A 16,393-nucleotide genomic window follows, 5' to 3' on the forward strand; every position below is an offset into this window, starting at 1 on the left:
TTGATAGTCGCGGGCACGGTCAAAATCAAAGAAAACGTTGACACTGGCCGGGGGGCGGCCGCTAGCTGTCTTCCCAACTGGTCGTCATAATGCGATCAGGATGCAACCTGAGATGATGGGAGGCGTCCATGGCCCCCGATGCCGGGCGGGCCCCAGACGGGCCGGAGGATCCGCCGCCGGAGGGTCCCGGACAGAATGACCGGTGGGCGCCCGACGGCGTCACCCGCATCGCATGTCTGGCCGTGGACAAACCGATGCCGCTCGATTGCGGCCGCAGCCTGGGGCCGATCGAGATCGCCTACACCACCTTTGGCCGGCTGAACGCGGCGCGGTCGAACGCCATCCTGATCTGTCATGCCCTGACCGGTGATCAGCATGTGCTCGGCACCCATCCGGTGACCGGCAAGCCCGGCTGGTGGGAAAACCTGGTCGGCCCCGGCCGGGCGATCGATACCAACCGCTACTTCCTGATCTGCTCCAACATCCTGGGCGGCTGCATGGGGTCCACCGGCCCTGCCGGCATTGATCCCGCGACCGGCCGGATCTGGGGGACCGGTTTCCCGGTCGTGACCATTGCCGACATGGTGCGTGCCCAGGCCCTGTTGATCGACCATCTGGGCATCGAGCGGCTGTTCGCGGTGGTGGGTGGTTCCATGGGCGGCATGCAGGTGCTGCAATGGGCGGCATCCCTGCCCGACCGGCTGTTCGCGGCGGTGCCGATCGCCACGGCGGCCCGTCATTCTGCGCAGAACATCGCCTTCCACGAAGTGGGGCGCCAGGCGATCATGGCCGATCCCGACTGGCATCACGGGCGCTATGCCGAGCATGGCAGCCGGCCGGTCAAGGGGCTGGCGGTGGCGCGGATGACCGCACACATCACCTATCTGTCCGAAATGGCGCTGCACAACAAATTCGGCCGGCGGTTGCAGGATCGGGGTGCGCGTTCCTATGGTTTCGATGCGGATTTTCAGGTCGAAAGCTATCTGCGCCATCAGGGCAGCACCTTCGTCGACCGGTTCGACGCGAACAGCTATCTCTACATCACCCGCGCGATGGACTATTTCGATCTGGCGGCCGATCACGGCGGGGTGCTGGCCCATGCCTTTCGCGGCAGCCGGGTCCGGTTCTGCGTGATCTCGTTCTCGTCGGACTGGCTGTTTCCGACGGCGGAGAGCCGTGCCGTGGCGCGCGCCATCGCGGCGGTTGCCGGCAATGTCAGCTTCACCGAGATCGAGACCGATCGCGGCCATGATGCCTTCCTGCTCGACGAGCCGGTCTTCGCCCGCATCGTCAAAGGCTTCCTGGACGGCGTGGCGGGGCATGCGGGGATCGACCGGACATGACCGGATCCTTCTCCCCGCCGGCCGACGACCGGATCCGGCCGATGGGCCCGGGCGTCATCCGTGATGCGCACGGCTATCCGGCGCTGCGGCCCGATCTGGACCTGATCGCCGGCATGGTGGAGCCTCAGGCCCGGGTTCTCGACATCGGCTGCGGTGACGGGGTGTTGCTGCACTATCTGGACCGGGTGAAGGGCTGCGACGGCCGCGGCATCGAGATCAGCCAGCAGGGTGTGCAGGAATCGGTCGCTCGTGGCCTGTCGGTGATCCAGGGCGATGCGGACCACGATCTCGACTTCTTCCCCGATGATGCCTTCGACGTGGTCGTGCTGAGCCAGACCCTGCAGGCGACCCGGCGGCCGGACATGGTGATCCGCAATCTGGTGCGCATCGGCCGGCGGGCGATCGTCTCCTTCCCCAATTTCGGCCATTGGCGCTGCCGGACGCATCTTCTGATCCGCGGACGGATGCCGCGGACGCGCGGACTGCCCTATGCCTGGTACGACACGCCCAATATCCATCTCTGTACGATCACCGATTTCGTCCGGTCCTGCGCCCATGCCGGGGTGCGGATCGAAATCTCGCTCGCGCTCGACAGTCGCGGCCGGGTGGTGCGCCGCAATGCGCCGGACGGCTATGCCAATCTGATCGGCGAGATCGGGATGTTCGTGCTGAGCCGCGACCGGGGGTGATGCCGGTGGTCAGGCGGCGGGCAGGGTGACGCGAACCGTGGTTCCGATACCTTCGGTGCTGTCGATGTCGAGCCGGCCACCCTGCAATTCCATCAGGCTGCGCGAGATGTAGAGGCCAAGCCCCGTGCCCTGGTGCTTGTGATCGCTTTCCACCCGCACGAAAGGCTGGCCCAGACCGGCCAGCCGGCCGGCCGGGATGCCGATGCCCTCGTCACTGACCTCCAGCCCGGCATGATCCTGATCGGGCCTGAAGATCCGCAGGGTGACCCGGCCGTCGGGTCGGTTGAACTTGAGGGCATTGCTGACGAGGTTGAGCGCGACCTGGGTCAGCGCCCGCCGGTCGCCGCGGGCGGTGACCGGCGTATCCGGTGCCCTGATCTCTACCGCTTTCGCATCCGCCCCGGCCATCGCAAGGGCGTCTGCGGCAACCCCTGCCAGGTCCACCGGTTCCGCAGCCAGCGTCATGCGTCCGGCCTCGATCTTGGACAGATCGAGAAGATCGTCGATCAGGGTGAGCAGGTGCCGACCGCTGGTGGCGATGATCCGGGTATAATCCTGATAGCGCGGAGAGCCGAGGGGGCCGTACATCTCGGCCGACATGATTTCGGCGAAACCGATGATCGCGTTCAACGGCGTGCGCAGTTCGTGGCTCATGCCGGCCAGGAAGGTGGTCTTGGTCGCGCTGGCGGCCTCGGCGCGCGCCTTGGCTTCGAAAACCGCATCGTCTGCCCGCCGCCGCCCGATCGCCACGGCGGCGAGTGCAGCCATATGTGCGGCCGTCCGCAGATGCTGGCGGGTGGGACCGCGGCGGTCGGAGAAGTAGATCGCGAATGTGCCGATCGTCCGTCTTTCCGGATCACGGATCGGCGTAGACCAGCAGGCTCTGAGTCCAGCAGTCTCGGCCAGATCGCGATAGTCCACCCAAAGCGGGCTCTCGCGGATATCCTCGACCACGACCTGTCTGCCGGTATAGGCGGCGGTGCCGCATGAGCCAGCCGAAGGTCCGATCTCCAGGCCGTCGATGGCGGCGTTATAGGCCTGCGGGAGGTGCGGAGCCGCGCCGTGACGCAGCTTCCTGTCATCGTCGAGGATGAGGACCGAACAGGCAGATCCCTCGATCAGCCGTTCCATCGCCGTGCAGATGATGGTCAGCACCCGTTCAAGCGGCCATCCCCGGGCAAGTGCGCGCAAGGCTGCCCGATCGGCCGCGGCGAGCGTGCGCCGCCAGGCAGTATCGGGTTTGACCGGAAGATCTGGAGAGTTGCGGGTCATGGGGGCGGCCGATCTGTGGTCGGACGCTCGCAGGATCACCCAGCCTGCCCGTTGTGCGCAACAGCAAAGGCCCTGCGATCTTCTTGCCGGGCCTCGGAAAAAGGCTCGGCCTCCACGCATGCGCTCGTCCAACATGTGGATCCAGGGGAGACATGGCCTCGCCCGCAGGATAAAACAGAAGAGCGCGACGATATGCCCCTTGGGAAAATATGCCTCTCGGGGGCGTGCTCCTTGGGGAAGGAGCCCTGGTAGATGGGGATTGTCGTCGCCGCACCGGAACGAGCCGCGGCCAACGGCGGCCGGGGGACGGAGTTCCGGCGCTTTGCGCCTGAACCGGCCCCGCCGGACGATGAGAAGAACGAGGGACCTTAGAGGGAGGAACGTCCTGATGAAACCGACGATGCTCGGAACGGCTGCGGCCGCCCTGCTCGGGATGGTGATGTTCGGCGGTGCTGCGGTTGCGGCCGATCCTGTGACACTGAAACTGGGCTACAGCCTGCCGGCCACGTCGCATTACGGCGTCGGTGCCCAGGCTTTCGCGGATGCGCTGGCGGAAAAGACCGATGGCCGGTTCAAGGTGGAGATGTTCCCCTCGAACGCGCTGGGCGGTGAGCGCGAGATGATCGAGGGCGCTCAGTTCGGGACCATCGACCTGGTGGTGACCTCGACCGGCCCCGTGGGCAATTTCGTGCCCGAGACCCTGGTCTTCGACATCCCCTTCCTGTTCCGTGACTACGCCCATGCCCGCGGCGTGCTCGACGGCGAGATCGGTCAGGAAGTGCTGGACAAGTTCCCCGAGCGGGGCCTGATCGCGCTGGCCTGGGCGGAGAACGGCTTCCGCCATCTGACCAACAGCAAGCAGGCGGTGACCGAGCCCGAGGACGTCAAAGGCCTGAAGATCCGCACCATGCAGAACGACGTGCATATGCGGGCCTTCACCACGCTCGGCGCCCTGCCGACGCCGATGGCCTTCCCCGAGGTGTTCACAGCCCTCCAGCAGCACACCATCGACGGCCAGGAAAACCCGATCCCGGTGATCGTGTCGGGCAATTTCGCCCAGGTGCAGAAGTACCTGTCGCTCACCGGTCATGTCTATTCGCCGGCCCTGTTCATCATGGCGCCGTCGCGCTGGGAGGAGCTGTCGGACGAGGATAAGGCGGCCTTCAAGGCAGCGGCCAAGATCGGTGCCAATGCCATGCGCAAGCAGGTGGAAACCTTCGAAGCCGACGGCATCGCCAAGCTCGAAGCCGCCGGCATGACGGTGGTCGAGCATCCCGACAAGGCGCGTTTCCTGGAAGAGCTGAAGCCGGCCTATGCCGAATACGAGAAGCGGTTCGATCCGGAGCTGATCAAGCGCATCCGCGACTGGAAGCAGTGATCCTCTCCCGCCGGACCTGACCCGTGGCGGCCCGGTCCGCCGCCCCTCGTATCCCGGGGCGGCGACCGGGTCGTTCACGCCTCCGATCGGTGGGGCCACATGATCATTCGTCTGATTCTCGCCGCAGACCGGGTGTTGACCGGTCTTGCGGTTCTCACCGCCATGATCGCACTCGCCCTGGCGGTTCTCCTGGGGTTCTGGCAGGTGGTGGCGCGTTTCGTGCTGGCCCAGCCCAGCCCCTGGACCGAAGTCGCCATCCAGCTGCTCATCGCCTGGATGGTGTTTCTCGGCGCCGCCGGTGCCTTCCGGACCGGCGCCGCTGTGTCGGTGGATCTGGCGCGCCGAGCGCTCAAGGGTCGTGCCCGGCTTGTGCTGGATGTCGTCATCGCGGCCGCATCGACCGGTTTCCTGGTACTCGTCGTCTGGCAGGGCTGGATCGTGGTCCGCAGAGTCCGGTTCCAGAATCTGGCGGGTCTCGACATCCCGGTCAGCTATGCCTATGCCGCTCTGCCGGTCGGGGCGGCCTTCTGCATGATTGCGGTGCTGGCGCGGCTGCTCGATCCCGAAAGCCGGCGCGAGGAAACCGATCCCTCGCTCGAAACGCAGGTCTGACGCCATGACCGCGGGTATGCTCATCGCCATGCTGGTGCTGCTCGGGCTCTCCGTCCCGGTCGGCATCTCCGTCGGTCTGGCCGCCGCCGTCGGCGTCTATGCCTTCACCAAACTGCCACTGCTGATCGTGGTGCAGCAGCTGTTCATTGCCGTCGACAAGTTCCCGCTCGTCGCCGTGCCCTTCTTCATCCTGGCCGGCAACGTCATGGAGCGGGCGGGGATTTCTCAGCGTCTGGTGGACTTCGCCAAGGCGCTGGTCGGCGGCCTGCGCGGCGGCCTCGCCGTCACCTGCGTCCTGACCTGCATGATCTTCGCCGCGATCTCGGGCTCGTCGGTCGCCACCACCTTCGCCATCGGTGCGATCCTGATCCCCGCGCTTGCCCGCCATGGCTATCCCAGGCCGCACGCCGCCTCGCTGCAGGCGGTCTCGGCCGAGCTGGGGGTGATCGTGCCGCCCTCGATTCCGCTGATCCTCTATGGTGTGTCGGCGGAGGTATCGATCGGCGAGCTGTTCATCGCCGGGTTCGGCCCCGGGCTTCTGATTGCCTCGGCACTTGCGGCGACCGTGCTGATCTGGTGCCGGATCAAGGGCTGGGGCGCGCGCGACGGCGAAGACCGGCTGCCGCTCTTCACCGCCGGCCGGCGAGCCTTTGCCTCGCTGATGCTACCGGTGGTGGTTTTGGGCGGCATCTATGGCGGTGTCTTCACGCCGACGGAAGCCTCGGTCATCGCCGTAGTGGCGGCGCTGGTGATCGGTTTCGTTTTTCACCGCGAACTGAAGCTTCGTGATCTGCCGGTGATTTTCCGCAAGTCGGTGATCTCGTCATCGGTGATCATGTTCATCATCGCGGCGGCGGGGCTGTTCTCGTATCTGATCACGCAGGCAGGCGTGCCGGCGGCTCTGGGGCGGTATCTGGCCGACACCTTCTCGGGCCCCTGGGCCTTCCTGATCGCGGTCAATGTGGTGCTGTTCGTGGTCGGCATGTTCATCGAGACCTCCGCCTCGATCATCGTGCTCGCACCGATCCTGGCGCCGGTCGCGATCGCCTTCGGCATCGATCCGGTGCATTTCGGTATCATCATGGTGGTCAATCTGGCGATGGGCATGTTCACCCCGCCCTTTGGCGTGAACCTGTTCGCAGCCAGCGCCGTGGCCCGGGTGCCGTTGAACCGGATGGTGCCCTATCTGCTGCCCTTCATCGGGGTGGTGATGCTGTGTCAGGCGGTCATCACCTACTGGTCGCCGCTGGCGCTCACCCTTCGCGATCTCGTCTATCGCTGAGCGTGGCCGTGCGCGCCGGGGCCCAGGCCCCGCGCGCACGGCTGCGGACCGCCAGCCGGGCCGGCGCCCGACGCCCCCCGGGCGGGGTGGCGGCATAGACCTGCTTTTGTGCCTCGATAACCACGACACCGCCCACCGCCGGCAGCCAGCGCCGGCCGAAATGCTCGATCGGTCCCGCCAGCCGCAGGAACAGTCCGCGCTCGGCAGGCGGGGCGAACAGGGCGGTCTCGGGGGCGCCGGTCACGAACATGGCATTGCGCAGCAGCCGGGTCAGCTGTCCGGTGCTGAAGGGGTGGCCGTGGCCGAAGGGGGTGCGGTCGACCCGCGCCCAGATACCGCGCCGGTTCGGCACCACCACCACCAGCCGGCCCGAGGGGCGCAGCACCCGCCAGCATTCCCGCAGCAGGGTCTGGGCGGCGGGCGCGAACTCCAGCGCATGGACCATCAGCAGCCGGTCGATGCTCTGGTCGGGATAGGGCAGCTCTGCCTCTTCGACCAGCGTCACCAGATTGGGCCCCTCATGGGGCCAGACATGGCCGCCCTGAGGGGCGGGCATGGCGGCGATCACCCGGCCGGCCTCGCCCAGAAAGGGGCGCAGGAACGGCGTGGCGTAGCCGAGGCCCAGCAGGGTTTCGGCCGGTCCGATTCGCGGCCAGATCCGGCGGACCTCGCGACGGAGCAGGCGCTGGGCGATCCGGCCGCCACGCGACTGGTAGAAGTTCCTGAGATCGATGATGTCGTGCCACATGGTGGCGCGATCCTCCGGCGGCGGGTTCGGACGGCGTGCCCTGGCGGCATGTCCGGCAGCAGCCCCCAAGATGGGGCCGCGAAGAGCCCCCGGCAAGGCGCCGCACCGCCGCACGGCGGCTGACCGGACGTGTTATGATGATGGAAAATGGCCGGCATGAAGCCGGGCCACCCCTTCCGGAACCTCAAGGACGAGCCAGATGATCCGCATCGATGTCGAACGCATTCCCTGCCTCTCGGACAATTATGTCTGGATGATCAAGGTCGACGACGACGATCAGCCCACCGCGACCGCGATCGTCGATCCGGCCGAGGTCGGGCCGGTGGTGGCGGCGCTGGAGCGTGCCGGGCGGCAGCCGACCCATATCCTGAACACCCATCACCATGGTGATCATGTCGGTGGCAATCTGGAGCTGAAAGCGCGCTATGGGCTGACCATCGTCGGACCTGCGGCAGATCGGGCACGCATCCCCGGCATCGATCTCGCGCTCGCCCAGGATGATGCCTATGATCTGGGGGGCGCTGTGGCACGGGTTCTGGACGTGCCCGGCCATACATCGGGCCATATCGCGTGGTATTTCGAGCGACACGGCGCGCTGTTCTGTGGCGACACCCTGTTTGCGCTGGGCTGCGGCCGGGTGTTCGAGGGCACGATGCCCCAGATGTGGCAGTCGCTGCTGAAGCTGCGCGATCTGCCGGACGACACCACCGTCTACTGCGCCCATGAATACACCCTGTCCAATGCCCGGTTCGCGCGCGGCATCGATCCGTCCAATCCCGCTTTGGCGGTTCGGGCGGAGGCGGTGGCACGGGCACGGGAAGAGGGGCGGGCCACCGTGCCGTCGCGTCTTGGCGACGAAAAGGAGACCAACCCTTTCCTGCGGGCCGACGATCCGGTTCTTGCGGCGGCGATGGGGCTTGCCGGTCGACCGGCCGAGGATGTCTTCGCGGCGATCCGCAGTGCCAAGGATCGGGCTTGAGCGGCGCCTGCGCCCGGGGGCTGCGGCCGATCGGTGGTTCCACCTGATCGGGATCTGCTCTACCGTTCTCGACCGGGAGAAACGCCAGGATTTCCTGCCCGACATTCCGCGTCGGGCCGGGAAGATGTGGCCGATCAGAGAGACCTGCGGTCCATGAAGCTGTACTACACGAACACCTCGCCCTTTGCGCGTATCGTGCGCCTTGCGATTCTCGAACTCGGCATCGCGGATCGGCTGGAGATGGCGATCGCAGACCCCTGGACCGAAGAGTCGGGGCTCTACCGGGTGAACCCTCTCGAGAAGGTGCCCGCGCTCGAGTTGGATGACGGTCGGGTTCTGGTCGACAGCCTGACGATCGCCGAATATCTGGACCGTAGTTTCGGCGAGAACCGGCTGCTGCCGCTCGATCCCGCGGGCTGGGTGAGCGAACGCCGTCTGGCGGCGCTTGCTCATGGCGTCATCGAGGCCGGCGTCGCCCGGCTGATCGAGCGGTTGCGCCGGCCGGAGCCCTATCGTTGGGCGGGTTGGGACGCGCGGCAGAAGGCGAAGATCGTGCGTACGCTCGACCTGCTGGAGGGCGAGGTGGCGGGCTTTGCCGGAACGGAGCCCGGGCTCGGCCGGATCGCGCTTGCCGCGGCACTCGGTTACATGGACTTCCGCTTTGCAGATGATGCCTGGCGTGAGGGGCGGCCGAAGCTGGCGGCATGGTATGCGGCAGTGGCCGATCGCCCTGCCATGCAGCAGACCATGCCGGGGTGACGGCAGGGCGCCCACGCATCTGGTCCAGACTTACTCCGGCCTACTCCGGCCGGTCGGCAAGCCATGCTTCGAGGGCATCGCGGTCTCCGGCCGGCACCAGCAGCCAGCCTGCCTCGGCATCGACCTGGGTCAGGGTCGGCGCGAAATAACGCTTGAGGCCTGCATGATGACAAGCGGCCTGAAAAGCCGCCGCCTGATCTGCCGGTAACCCTGCCTGCCCAGCTTCCATGGCCGCTTCGCGCGCCTGTTCGTACCAGAGCTGCATCTGCTCAAGCAGGAGGAGCAGCTCGTCAATGACCGCTTCCAGCAGAGCGTCGTTGCCTCGGGCATTCGTGTGTTCGATGACGTCGAGCTGCCGCTCGAGGTCGGCAAAGGTGTCGCTCAGATACGCATGGAACCGGGGCGAGGCATCAAGAAGTGCCAGGAAGGAGAAGGGGGCGAACGGGGGCATTTGTGGCTCGGGGGCTGGTTGCCGACCTCGTCACTTTGCCGGGTTCGTGAGCGTGGTGCAGCCCCGGTGTTGCGGCCGCATGTGGCCGCAACACCGGGGCGCATCTCAGGGCTCCAGAAGCAGTTCGGCCTGAACCGTCAGACGCAGCGTGCGTTCGCCCGGCTCGATGGACGGAGCCGCCATATCCGAGGCGGCCATCGCTTCCATGCGCATCGCCTTGAACGGGATCGGCTGGGGCGTTCCGGGGCCGCTTCCCGGGCTCAGCGCCCGGATCTTCACGGTGCGGGTCCCGATTTCCTTGCCGATCAGATCGGCACGGGCACGGATCTGACGAATGGCCTCAAGCGTCAGCTTGTCACTTTCCGCCCGGGCGCGTTCTTCCGAGACATAGGTCGACAGATCCTGCAGCACCAGACCCTGAGCCTGGAGCTTGCCCGCAAGCTCGGCGAGCGCGGTCATGTCGGCGCTGTCGAGTTCGATCGTCTGGCGGCCGTTCCAGACGCGGGCCTGGCCCTCCTGGTCGATCGGATAGACGCCATAACCGCCGGTTTCGACCTTCACGGGCGCCGCGTCACGCGCCAGATTGAGGGCGGCTTCGATCTTTCGGTTGATATCGGCCTGAACTTTCGCCGCATCGGCGCCGCGTTCCTCCGCCGCCAGTGTCGCCCGTGCACGATCGGCGGCGACAGTGGTGGTGGCGGTCTCCGACAGGGTCAGCACGGTGGCTGCGTCGGGCACATCGCGTTCGGCGCGGGCGGGCGAGGGCGAGGCGGCGGCCAGGGCCGCCAGCAGGGCACCAAGGGCGACCGCAGCGCGCAGGCGGCGGGTCGGCGACAGGGTGGCGAGGGGGCTGGTCATGGGTCGGTGTCACCTTCCGATGATGGATCGGCAGTGCGGCAACCGGCCCCGAAGCGGGGGCCCGCCGGCCACGAGTGGGCCGGCGGGCGGAACCGGTCAGCCGGCGATGTACTGGGCGCCGTTGACGGTGAGGGTGGCGCCGGTGATGAAGCCGGCATCCTCGGCAGTGAGGAAGCTCACCGCGCGGGCGATCTCTTCGGCCTTGCCCAGGCGGCCGACGGGAATGGTCCCGATAATCTTCTGCAGCACTGCCTCGGGAACCGCCGCAACCATTTCTGTGTCAACATAACCGGGGGCGATCACGTTCACGGTGATGCCCTTGGACGCGGCTTCCTGTGCCAGCGCCTTGGTGAAGCCGATCATGCCGGCCTTGGCGGCCGAATAATTGGCCTGGCCGATCTGGCCCTTCTGGCCGTTGATCGAGCTGATGTTGACGATGCGGCCATAGCTGCGGGCGCGCATGCCCTCGATCACCAGGCGGCACATGTTGAAGATCGAGGTCAGGTCGGTGCGGATGACGTCGTCCCACTGGGCCTGGGTCATCTTGTGCAGGGTGGCGTCGCGGGTGATGCCGGCGTTGTTGACCACCACGTCCACCGGCCCGAGATCCGCCTCGACCTTGGCGATGCCCTCGGCGCAGGCCTCGTAGCTGCCCACGTCCCACTTGTAGACGGCGATGCCGGTCTCCGACGAGAACGCCTGTGCCGCGGCGTCGTTGCCGGCATAATTGGCGGCGACGGTGAACCCGTCCGCCTTCAGACGCTCCGAAATCGCACGGCCGATACCACGCGTACCGCCGGTGACGATTGCCACTCGTGCCATCTTCCCTGGCCTCCTGGATCTAGGCTTATTGGACTGCTCTGGGTCTCGCTCCCCGCCGGACCCGCCGCCTGAGCATGACGGTGGGCCCGGCGCCCCCGGGAAACGATGCTACGTTACGAAGGTTGGTTTCGAAATAAAATGACTTTTTCGTGAACCAGACACTTCAAAACGTAACCGGCTGATCTATCAGCGCTCCACCAGCATGGCGATGCCCTGGCCGCCGCCGATGCACAGCGTGGCGAGACCGCGGCGGGCGTCGCGCTTCTTCATCTCGAAGAGCAGGGTGGTGAGGATGCGGGTGCCGCTGGCGCCGATGGGGTGGCCGATGGCGATGGCGCCGCCATTGACGTTGAGCTTCGCGGGATCGAAGCCCAGATCCTTGCCGACCGCCAGCGCCTGGGCGGCGAAGGCCTCGTTGGCCTCGATCAGATCCAGATCGTCGATGGTCCAGCCGGCCTTGGCCAGGGCCGCGCGCGTGGCCGGGATCGGGCCCGAGCCCATGATCGCCGGGTCGACGCCCGCCTGCGCCCAGGCGACGATGCGGCCCAGCGGCTCGAGCCCGCGGCGCTCCGCTTCCTCTGCCGACATCACGATGGTCGCCGCGGCGCCGTCATTGATGCCCGAGGCGGAGCCGGCGGTGACGCTGCCGGCCTTGTCGAAGGCGGGCTTCAGCTTGGTCAGCATATCGAGCGTGGTGCCGTGGCGCGGATATTCATCGGTGTCGATGACGACATCGCCCTTCCGGCCGGCGATGGTGACGGGCACGATCTCGTCGGCGAAGCGCCCGGCCTTCTGGGCCGCCTCGGCCTTGGTCTGCGAGGCCAGGGCGAATTCGTCCTGCTCCTCACGCGTGATCTGCCACTGGCGTGCCACGTTCTCGGCGGTGTTGCCCATGTGATAGCCGTTGAAGGCGCACCACAGGCCGTCCTTGATCATGGTGTCGACCAGCGACAGATCGCCCATCTTCTTGCCCTGGCGCAGCGGGGCTGCGTGCGGAGCATTCGACATGCTCTCCTGGCCGCCGGCGACGACGATCTTCGCCTCGCCCGACTTGATGGCCTGAGCGGCCAGCGCCACGGTCTTCAGGCCCGAACCGCAGACATGGTTCACGACCCAGGCCGGCACTTCCTGCGGGACGCCCGCATGGAGCGAGGCCTGACGGGCGGGGTTCTGGCCGGCAGCGGCGGTCAGAACCTGGCCCATGATCACTTCGGACACGTCGGCGGCATCGACGCCGGCGCGGGCAATGGCCTCGCGGATGGCGATGGTGCCCAGCTCGGCGGCGGAAAGCGGCGCGAGCGCGCCGTTGAAGGCACCGACCGGGGTGCGGGCGGCGGCAACGATGACGGCGTCGGTCATGGGAGACTGTCTCCTGTTCTGTCGCGCGGGGCGCGCAGGCTGCGGGGACGGGTTGGTCCTCTCCGTGCCCGCAGATCGTTATTCGGTTCCTACTATACCGGCGTTTTCTCGCCGGAAAAGCGTGGCGGGAGGTCGCGGTACCCTACTTTCGAGGGGGGCTGCGCCGTCGTCGCCGCGCTGCCGGGGCCGGCTCTTCGCACAGCCAGTGCGCGAGCGGTTCCCAGAGTTCTTTCGCTGAACGACTGCCCACCATCATGCCGATATGTCCGGCTGCCGGCCGGATCAGCCGGGCGTCGGGCAGAACACCGGCCAGGGCGGCTGCGGTCGGGGGAGGCACGATCCGGTCGCGTTCCGGCACGGCCACGAGCACCGGCATCGGGGCCAGAACCCCGGGATCGATGATCTCTCCCGCCACCTCCCAGCAACCTTCTGCCGGTTTGTTGGTGCCGTACCAGTCGTGGACCACCGTGCGGGCGACCGGCCCCGCCAGCGGTACGCCGTCGTTCAGCCAGTCTTCGAGGGCTACGAAATCCCGGGCGGCATCGCTTTCCGGGTCAAGGGCTGCGAAATCGCGGAATTTGCGCGGCACCATGGCCGGGTCGGTGGCCACGAACAGGATCTGGAGCATGTCGACCGGCATGCTGCCGGTCTGCTCCACCGTCTTCAGGATGGACCGACCCAATACGCGGATCAGGCGGCGCTCTGCGGTATCGCCGGCGGCGAAATCCCAGGGCGTCGCCATCAGCGCCATGCGGGCGACGCGCTCCCGTGCCAGCTGCACGCCCGCGATGGTCAACAGCCCACCCATGCAATAACCAACGACCGGGACGGGCGCCCCCGCGAGATCCGAGGCATGGGCGATCATCGCACCCAGCCGGCGGGCGACATAGTCCTCGATGGACAGGTTGAGTTCGGTGCCGGTCGGGACGCCCCAATCCACCAGCAGGGGGCGGAAGCCGCGGACCATCAGCCAGCGCATCAGGCTGCGCCGGCGGGACAGGTCCATCACATAGTGGCGGTTGACCAGCGAGGGCACGAACAGGGCGATGCGGCCGTCGCCCCTGAGACCGTCATCGCCGGGGGTGAAACCGAGCGGATCGGCAGCACCATAGTCCAGCAGACGGGTCGCACCCTCCTGCCAGATGACCGGCGGGTCGGGGAGATCGCGGACATAGGGGTGATCGCGATAGCGGTTGACGCCTGCGAGCAGAGCTTCCAGCCGGCGTTTCGCTTCGGCCGCGACCTCGGCGCCGATGACGGCGGGATCAAGCCCCTGCAGCACCTGGGTCAGATGCGCCCCCCGTGCCGCCAGATGCGGAGCCCAGGGCAGAGAGCCGTCGCGCAGCATCGGCAAGGCCGCGACTGAGCTGGTCAGCAAGGCGCTGGTCATCCCCAGATGATAGGGCATCGGCCGTGGTCCCTTGCGGGGGAACAGCGTCTCCGCCGGTGGCGGCAGGGGCTCCGGTGCGGGTGTTGTCGTGGTTTGCATTGTCCGGGGCTTGGTCACCCGCTTGCGTGACCGTGGACGCGCTCCGGGCGGTGTTTCCGCCTCTGCCGCGGTCTGGAGCGTCGGTTCCGGCTGGGGTCGGATTGCGGCTCGGCTCATCGGGAGAGGGGGTCCTCGACGGATCAGACGCGCTGTTGCCGCCCGAACGGGCGGCGGCGACCGCTGCGGCATCGATCGCCTTGGCGAGATTGATGTCGGTCACCATCGCCGACGCCTGGCGCTCCCAGAGGTCGAGAAATGCAGCGGCGGTTGCCGGTATGCCAGATGGGGTCGACATGGCCAGAGTATACCGATCCGGGGGCCTGTGCGAAAGCGCCAGAGGGGTGCGATCATGCGATCGCCGGTACCCCGTTCCCCCGCGCTGCGGTCCCTCTTGTTGCGGTGCGGATCAACCCTGTGATTTAATCACTCATGCTGCGTCTCTTGTCGGTTTTGCCGTGCAGCAAGGCTCCGGTCGCTCACGCGCAGGGAGACCCCCATGGCAGATGCGGCGACATTGCCCGACACCGATACGGGCCGATAACGATACAGGATCCATGAGGCGCGGGATCCGTGTCCCGCGGACATGGCCCGATGAATGCGCGGGGAGAGAATGACCGAGAAGTCTGAAGCGACCGCCGGGCGGACCGAAAAGGTAAAGGTCAAGATCAAGAAGTACGCCAATCGGCGGCTTTACAATACCGCGACCAGCAGCTACGTCACGCTCGATCATCTGTCGCAGATGGTGAAGGACGATATCGACTTCATCGTCAATGATGCGAAGACGGGTGAGGACATCACCCATCAGGTTCTGACCCAGATTATCGTCGAGGAAGAAGGCAAGGGGCGCAACCTGTTGCCGACCAGCTTCCTGCGTCAACTGATCTCCTTTTACGGCGACAGTCTGCAGGCCTTCGTGCCGCGCTATCTGGAAATGTCGATGGAGTCGCTTGCCCGGAATCAGGAGCAGGTGCGCCGGACCTTCGGCAATCTGTTTCCTTTCCCCTCGATCGAGGAGATGAGCAAGCAGAACATGCAGATGATGGAACAGGCCATGCGCATGTTCGCAGGTGGTCTGCGCATGCCCGAGACGCCGCGCACCGACGAGACCGAGGAGCGGCCAGCGGCCCCACCTCCGGCACCGGCCGCCGGTGAGGATATCAAGCTGCTGGCCGACAAGCTCAACGATCTGCAGAAGCAGATCGAAGCCCTGACTCGCGATCGTGACAAGTAAGACGCGCGGCCAGGTGAGACGCTGAGGGCTTCCCGAGGCCTGCCGCGTGGGCACGTGACGTCACAGTTCTGAATGCTAAAAAGTAAGTCCCGATCAGGTGAAGCCGCCTGATCGGGAGATGTCCTATATTGTGTCAGAAAAATTGGCCCCGTTTTCTATGGGGTGAAGCACATGGGTGCGGTTCTGGACCGATTACCCGGTCAATAGCGGCCGAGACTGATCACGGATCGGCCGAGCACGTCGCCTTTGGTGACGGCAAGACGCATCCCGGGCAACGGCAAAGGCGTGCGCAGGGCCAGGATCTCTGCGGAATAATGATTGCCGGTGCCGCCTGAACAGGGGCCGAGATACGCCGTGCCGGGTGAGAGTCGCCCACGATGAGGGGCAATCATCGTCACTCCCTTGGGCAGAGCCGCCGTTTCCCCTGGAACGGCGGGGACCACGGCCCAGCCGGTGTCGCCTTCCGCTGCGATCGCGATCATGCCATGGCCGCCATCGGTCGCGAGCGGCCGATAGCTGTCGTCATTGAAGGCGACGGCAATCATACGGGTGCCTTCCGGCAGGCCGGTGACGATCAGTTCGGGGGAAGCGCCGGCCGGACCATAGCGGCTGCAACGGGCATGGTCGGGAATGGTGACACCGTTCCATGCAGGGTCGGCGAAGCGGACATGCAGGCCGGACGAGCCGGACCAGGGTGTGCCCGATGGCGATGTGCCCGACGGCAATGTGCCCGACGGCGATATGCCGGAGGCTGCCAGATCACTGCTCCATGACGAACTCGCCGAAGGCGTATGGCCGACACCTGCCATCAGGCTGCCGGCGACCAGCAGACCAGCTGCAAAGGCGCCGAAGGCAATCGCCAGAATGGTAAATGCCCATTTGTTGCTGCCATCGGCCCGTTCGGTTCCCCGGGGGGCCTGAAGGATGTTTCCGGCCACGTCCCTGACAATCGGGCCGACGCCGATGTCGGCCACAGCGCCATGGGACGTGGCGTTTTGGACGCCATCGTCGATCTGGGCCATGGATTGCCCCGTTCCCGTTTATGCCTGGTGGCTTGTGCCTGGTGGCGGGGGTCGTGATCGGCGCCCCCTGCTTCTCTCGTATCCTACCAATAAGAGTTA

The 16,393-nt window shown here is 66.6% G+C and carries 16 protein-coding genes; 8 read left to right on the forward strand and 8 right to left on the reverse strand.

Translation table 11 applies throughout. The annotated features are described in order from the left end of the window. Positions 1–128 precede the first annotated feature (128 nt). Together metX and metW are read left to right on the forward strand one after the other, a co-directional pair. The gene (metX, locus tag TMO_RS00740) at positions 129–1,343 is read left to right on the forward strand and encodes a homoserine O-acetyltransferase MetX (protein ID WP_041604768.1); all 1,215 of its coding nucleotides are present in this window, start codon (positions 129–131) and stop codon (positions 1,341–1,343) included. Positions 1,344–1,384: 41 nt separating this feature from the next. Then, positions 1,385–2,032: a methionine biosynthesis protein MetW gene (gene metW, locus TMO_RS00745; RefSeq protein ID WP_041605168.1), complete on the forward strand. Its 648-nt coding sequence runs from the start codon at positions 1,385–1,387 to the stop codon at positions 2,030–2,032. 9 nt (positions 2,033–2,041) lie between these two features. Here metW and TMO_RS00750 read toward each other — a convergent pair whose 3' ends face one another. After that, positions 2,042–3,304, reverse strand: coding sequence for a GAF domain-containing sensor histidine kinase (locus tag TMO_RS00750; RefSeq protein ID WP_051045282.1), 1,263 nt, complete (start codon positions 3,302–3,304; stop codon positions 2,042–2,044). A 388-nt stretch (positions 3,305–3,692) separates the two neighbouring features. On the opposite strand from TMO_RS00750, the gene TMO_RS00755 reads away from it, so the two are divergent. The 3 genes from TMO_RS00755 (at position 3,693) to TMO_RS00765 (ending at position 6,576) form a co-directional block, all read left to right on the forward strand. Continuing rightward, the gene (locus TMO_RS00755; RefSeq protein ID WP_014743664.1) at positions 3,693–4,682 is read left to right on the forward strand and encodes a TRAP transporter substrate-binding protein; all 990 of its coding nucleotides are present in this window, start codon (positions 3,693–3,695) and stop codon (positions 4,680–4,682) included. Positions 4,683–4,781: 99 nt separating this feature from the next. Continuing rightward, the gene (locus TMO_RS00760) at positions 4,782–5,294 is read left to right on the forward strand and encodes a TRAP transporter small permease (protein WP_014743665.1); all 513 of its coding nucleotides are present in this window, start codon (positions 4,782–4,784) and stop codon (positions 5,292–5,294) included. A 4-nt stretch (positions 5,295–5,298) separates the two neighbouring features. Further along, entirely contained in the window at positions 5,299–6,576 is a 1,278-nt protein-coding gene (locus TMO_RS00765) for a TRAP transporter large permease (protein WP_041604769.1), read from the forward strand. Here TMO_RS00765 and TMO_RS00770 read toward each other — a convergent pair. Then, on the reverse strand, positions 6,548–7,324 hold the full coding sequence (locus tag TMO_RS00770) for a class I SAM-dependent methyltransferase (RefSeq protein WP_014743667.1): 777 nt from the start codon (positions 7,322–7,324) through the stop codon (positions 6,548–6,550). The genes TMO_RS00765 and TMO_RS00770 overlap by 29 nt on opposite strands. A gap of 199 nt (positions 7,325–7,523) precedes the next feature. Here TMO_RS00770 and gloB point away from each other — a divergent pair, with 199 nt between their 5' ends. Beyond that, on the forward strand, positions 7,524–8,303 hold the full coding sequence (gloB, locus tag TMO_RS00775; RefSeq protein WP_014743668.1) for a hydroxyacylglutathione hydrolase: 780 nt from the start codon (positions 7,524–7,526) through the stop codon (positions 8,301–8,303). Between the two features lie 153 nt (positions 8,304–8,456). Beyond that, positions 8,457–9,062, forward strand: coding sequence for a glutathione S-transferase family protein (locus tag TMO_RS00780; RefSeq protein ID WP_014743669.1), 606 nt, complete (start codon positions 8,457–8,459; stop codon positions 9,060–9,062). Between the two features lie 40 nt (positions 9,063–9,102). On the opposite strand, the gene TMO_RS00785 is transcribed toward TMO_RS00780, so the two are convergent. From TMO_RS00785 to TMO_RS00805, 5 genes are all read right to left on the reverse strand, one after another. Further along, a complete protein-coding gene (locus TMO_RS00785) occupies positions 9,103–9,513 on the reverse strand; it encodes a hypothetical protein (RefSeq protein WP_014743670.1) in 411 nt (136 codons plus the stop codon). A 105-nt stretch (positions 9,514–9,618) separates the two neighbouring features. Beyond that, entirely contained in the window at positions 9,619–10,371 is a 753-nt protein-coding gene (locus tag TMO_RS00790; protein ID WP_014743671.1) for an SIMPL domain-containing protein, read from the reverse strand. 96 nt (positions 10,372–10,467) lie between these two features. Next, on the reverse strand, positions 10,468–11,193 hold the full coding sequence (phbB, locus tag TMO_RS00795; protein ID WP_014743672.1) for an acetoacetyl-CoA reductase: 726 nt from the start codon (positions 11,191–11,193) through the stop codon (positions 10,468–10,470). A gap of 186 nt (positions 11,194–11,379) precedes the next feature. Further along, complete coding sequence (locus TMO_RS00800) at positions 11,380–12,552, reverse strand: acetyl-CoA C-acetyltransferase (RefSeq protein WP_014743673.1); 1,173 nt, start codon at positions 12,550–12,552, stop codon at positions 11,380–11,382. 142 nt (positions 12,553–12,694) lie between these two features. After that, positions 12,695–13,930, reverse strand: coding sequence for an alpha/beta fold hydrolase (locus TMO_RS00805; protein WP_228382248.1), 1,236 nt, complete (start codon positions 13,928–13,930; stop codon positions 12,695–12,697). Between the two features lie 721 nt (positions 13,931–14,651). Here TMO_RS00805 and phaR point away from each other — a divergent pair. Further along, positions 14,652–15,272 (forward strand): polyhydroxyalkanoate synthesis repressor PhaR, encoded by a 621-nt coding sequence (phaR, locus tag TMO_RS00810; RefSeq protein WP_014743675.1) that lies wholly within the window; start codon positions 14,652–14,654, stop codon positions 15,270–15,272. A 200-nt stretch (positions 15,273–15,472) separates the two neighbouring features. On the opposite strand, the gene TMO_RS28915 is transcribed toward phaR, so the two are convergent. Then, complete coding sequence (locus TMO_RS28915) at positions 15,473–16,294, reverse strand: hypothetical protein (protein WP_014743676.1); 822 nt, start codon at positions 16,292–16,294, stop codon at positions 15,473–15,475. Positions 16,295–16,393 lie beyond the last annotated feature (99 nt).

Origin of the sequence: Tistrella mobilis KA081020-065, assembly GCF_000264455.2 — a bacterium.
Classification (GTDB): Bacteria; Pseudomonadota; Alphaproteobacteria; order Tistrellales; family Tistrellaceae; genus Tistrella; species Tistrella mobilis.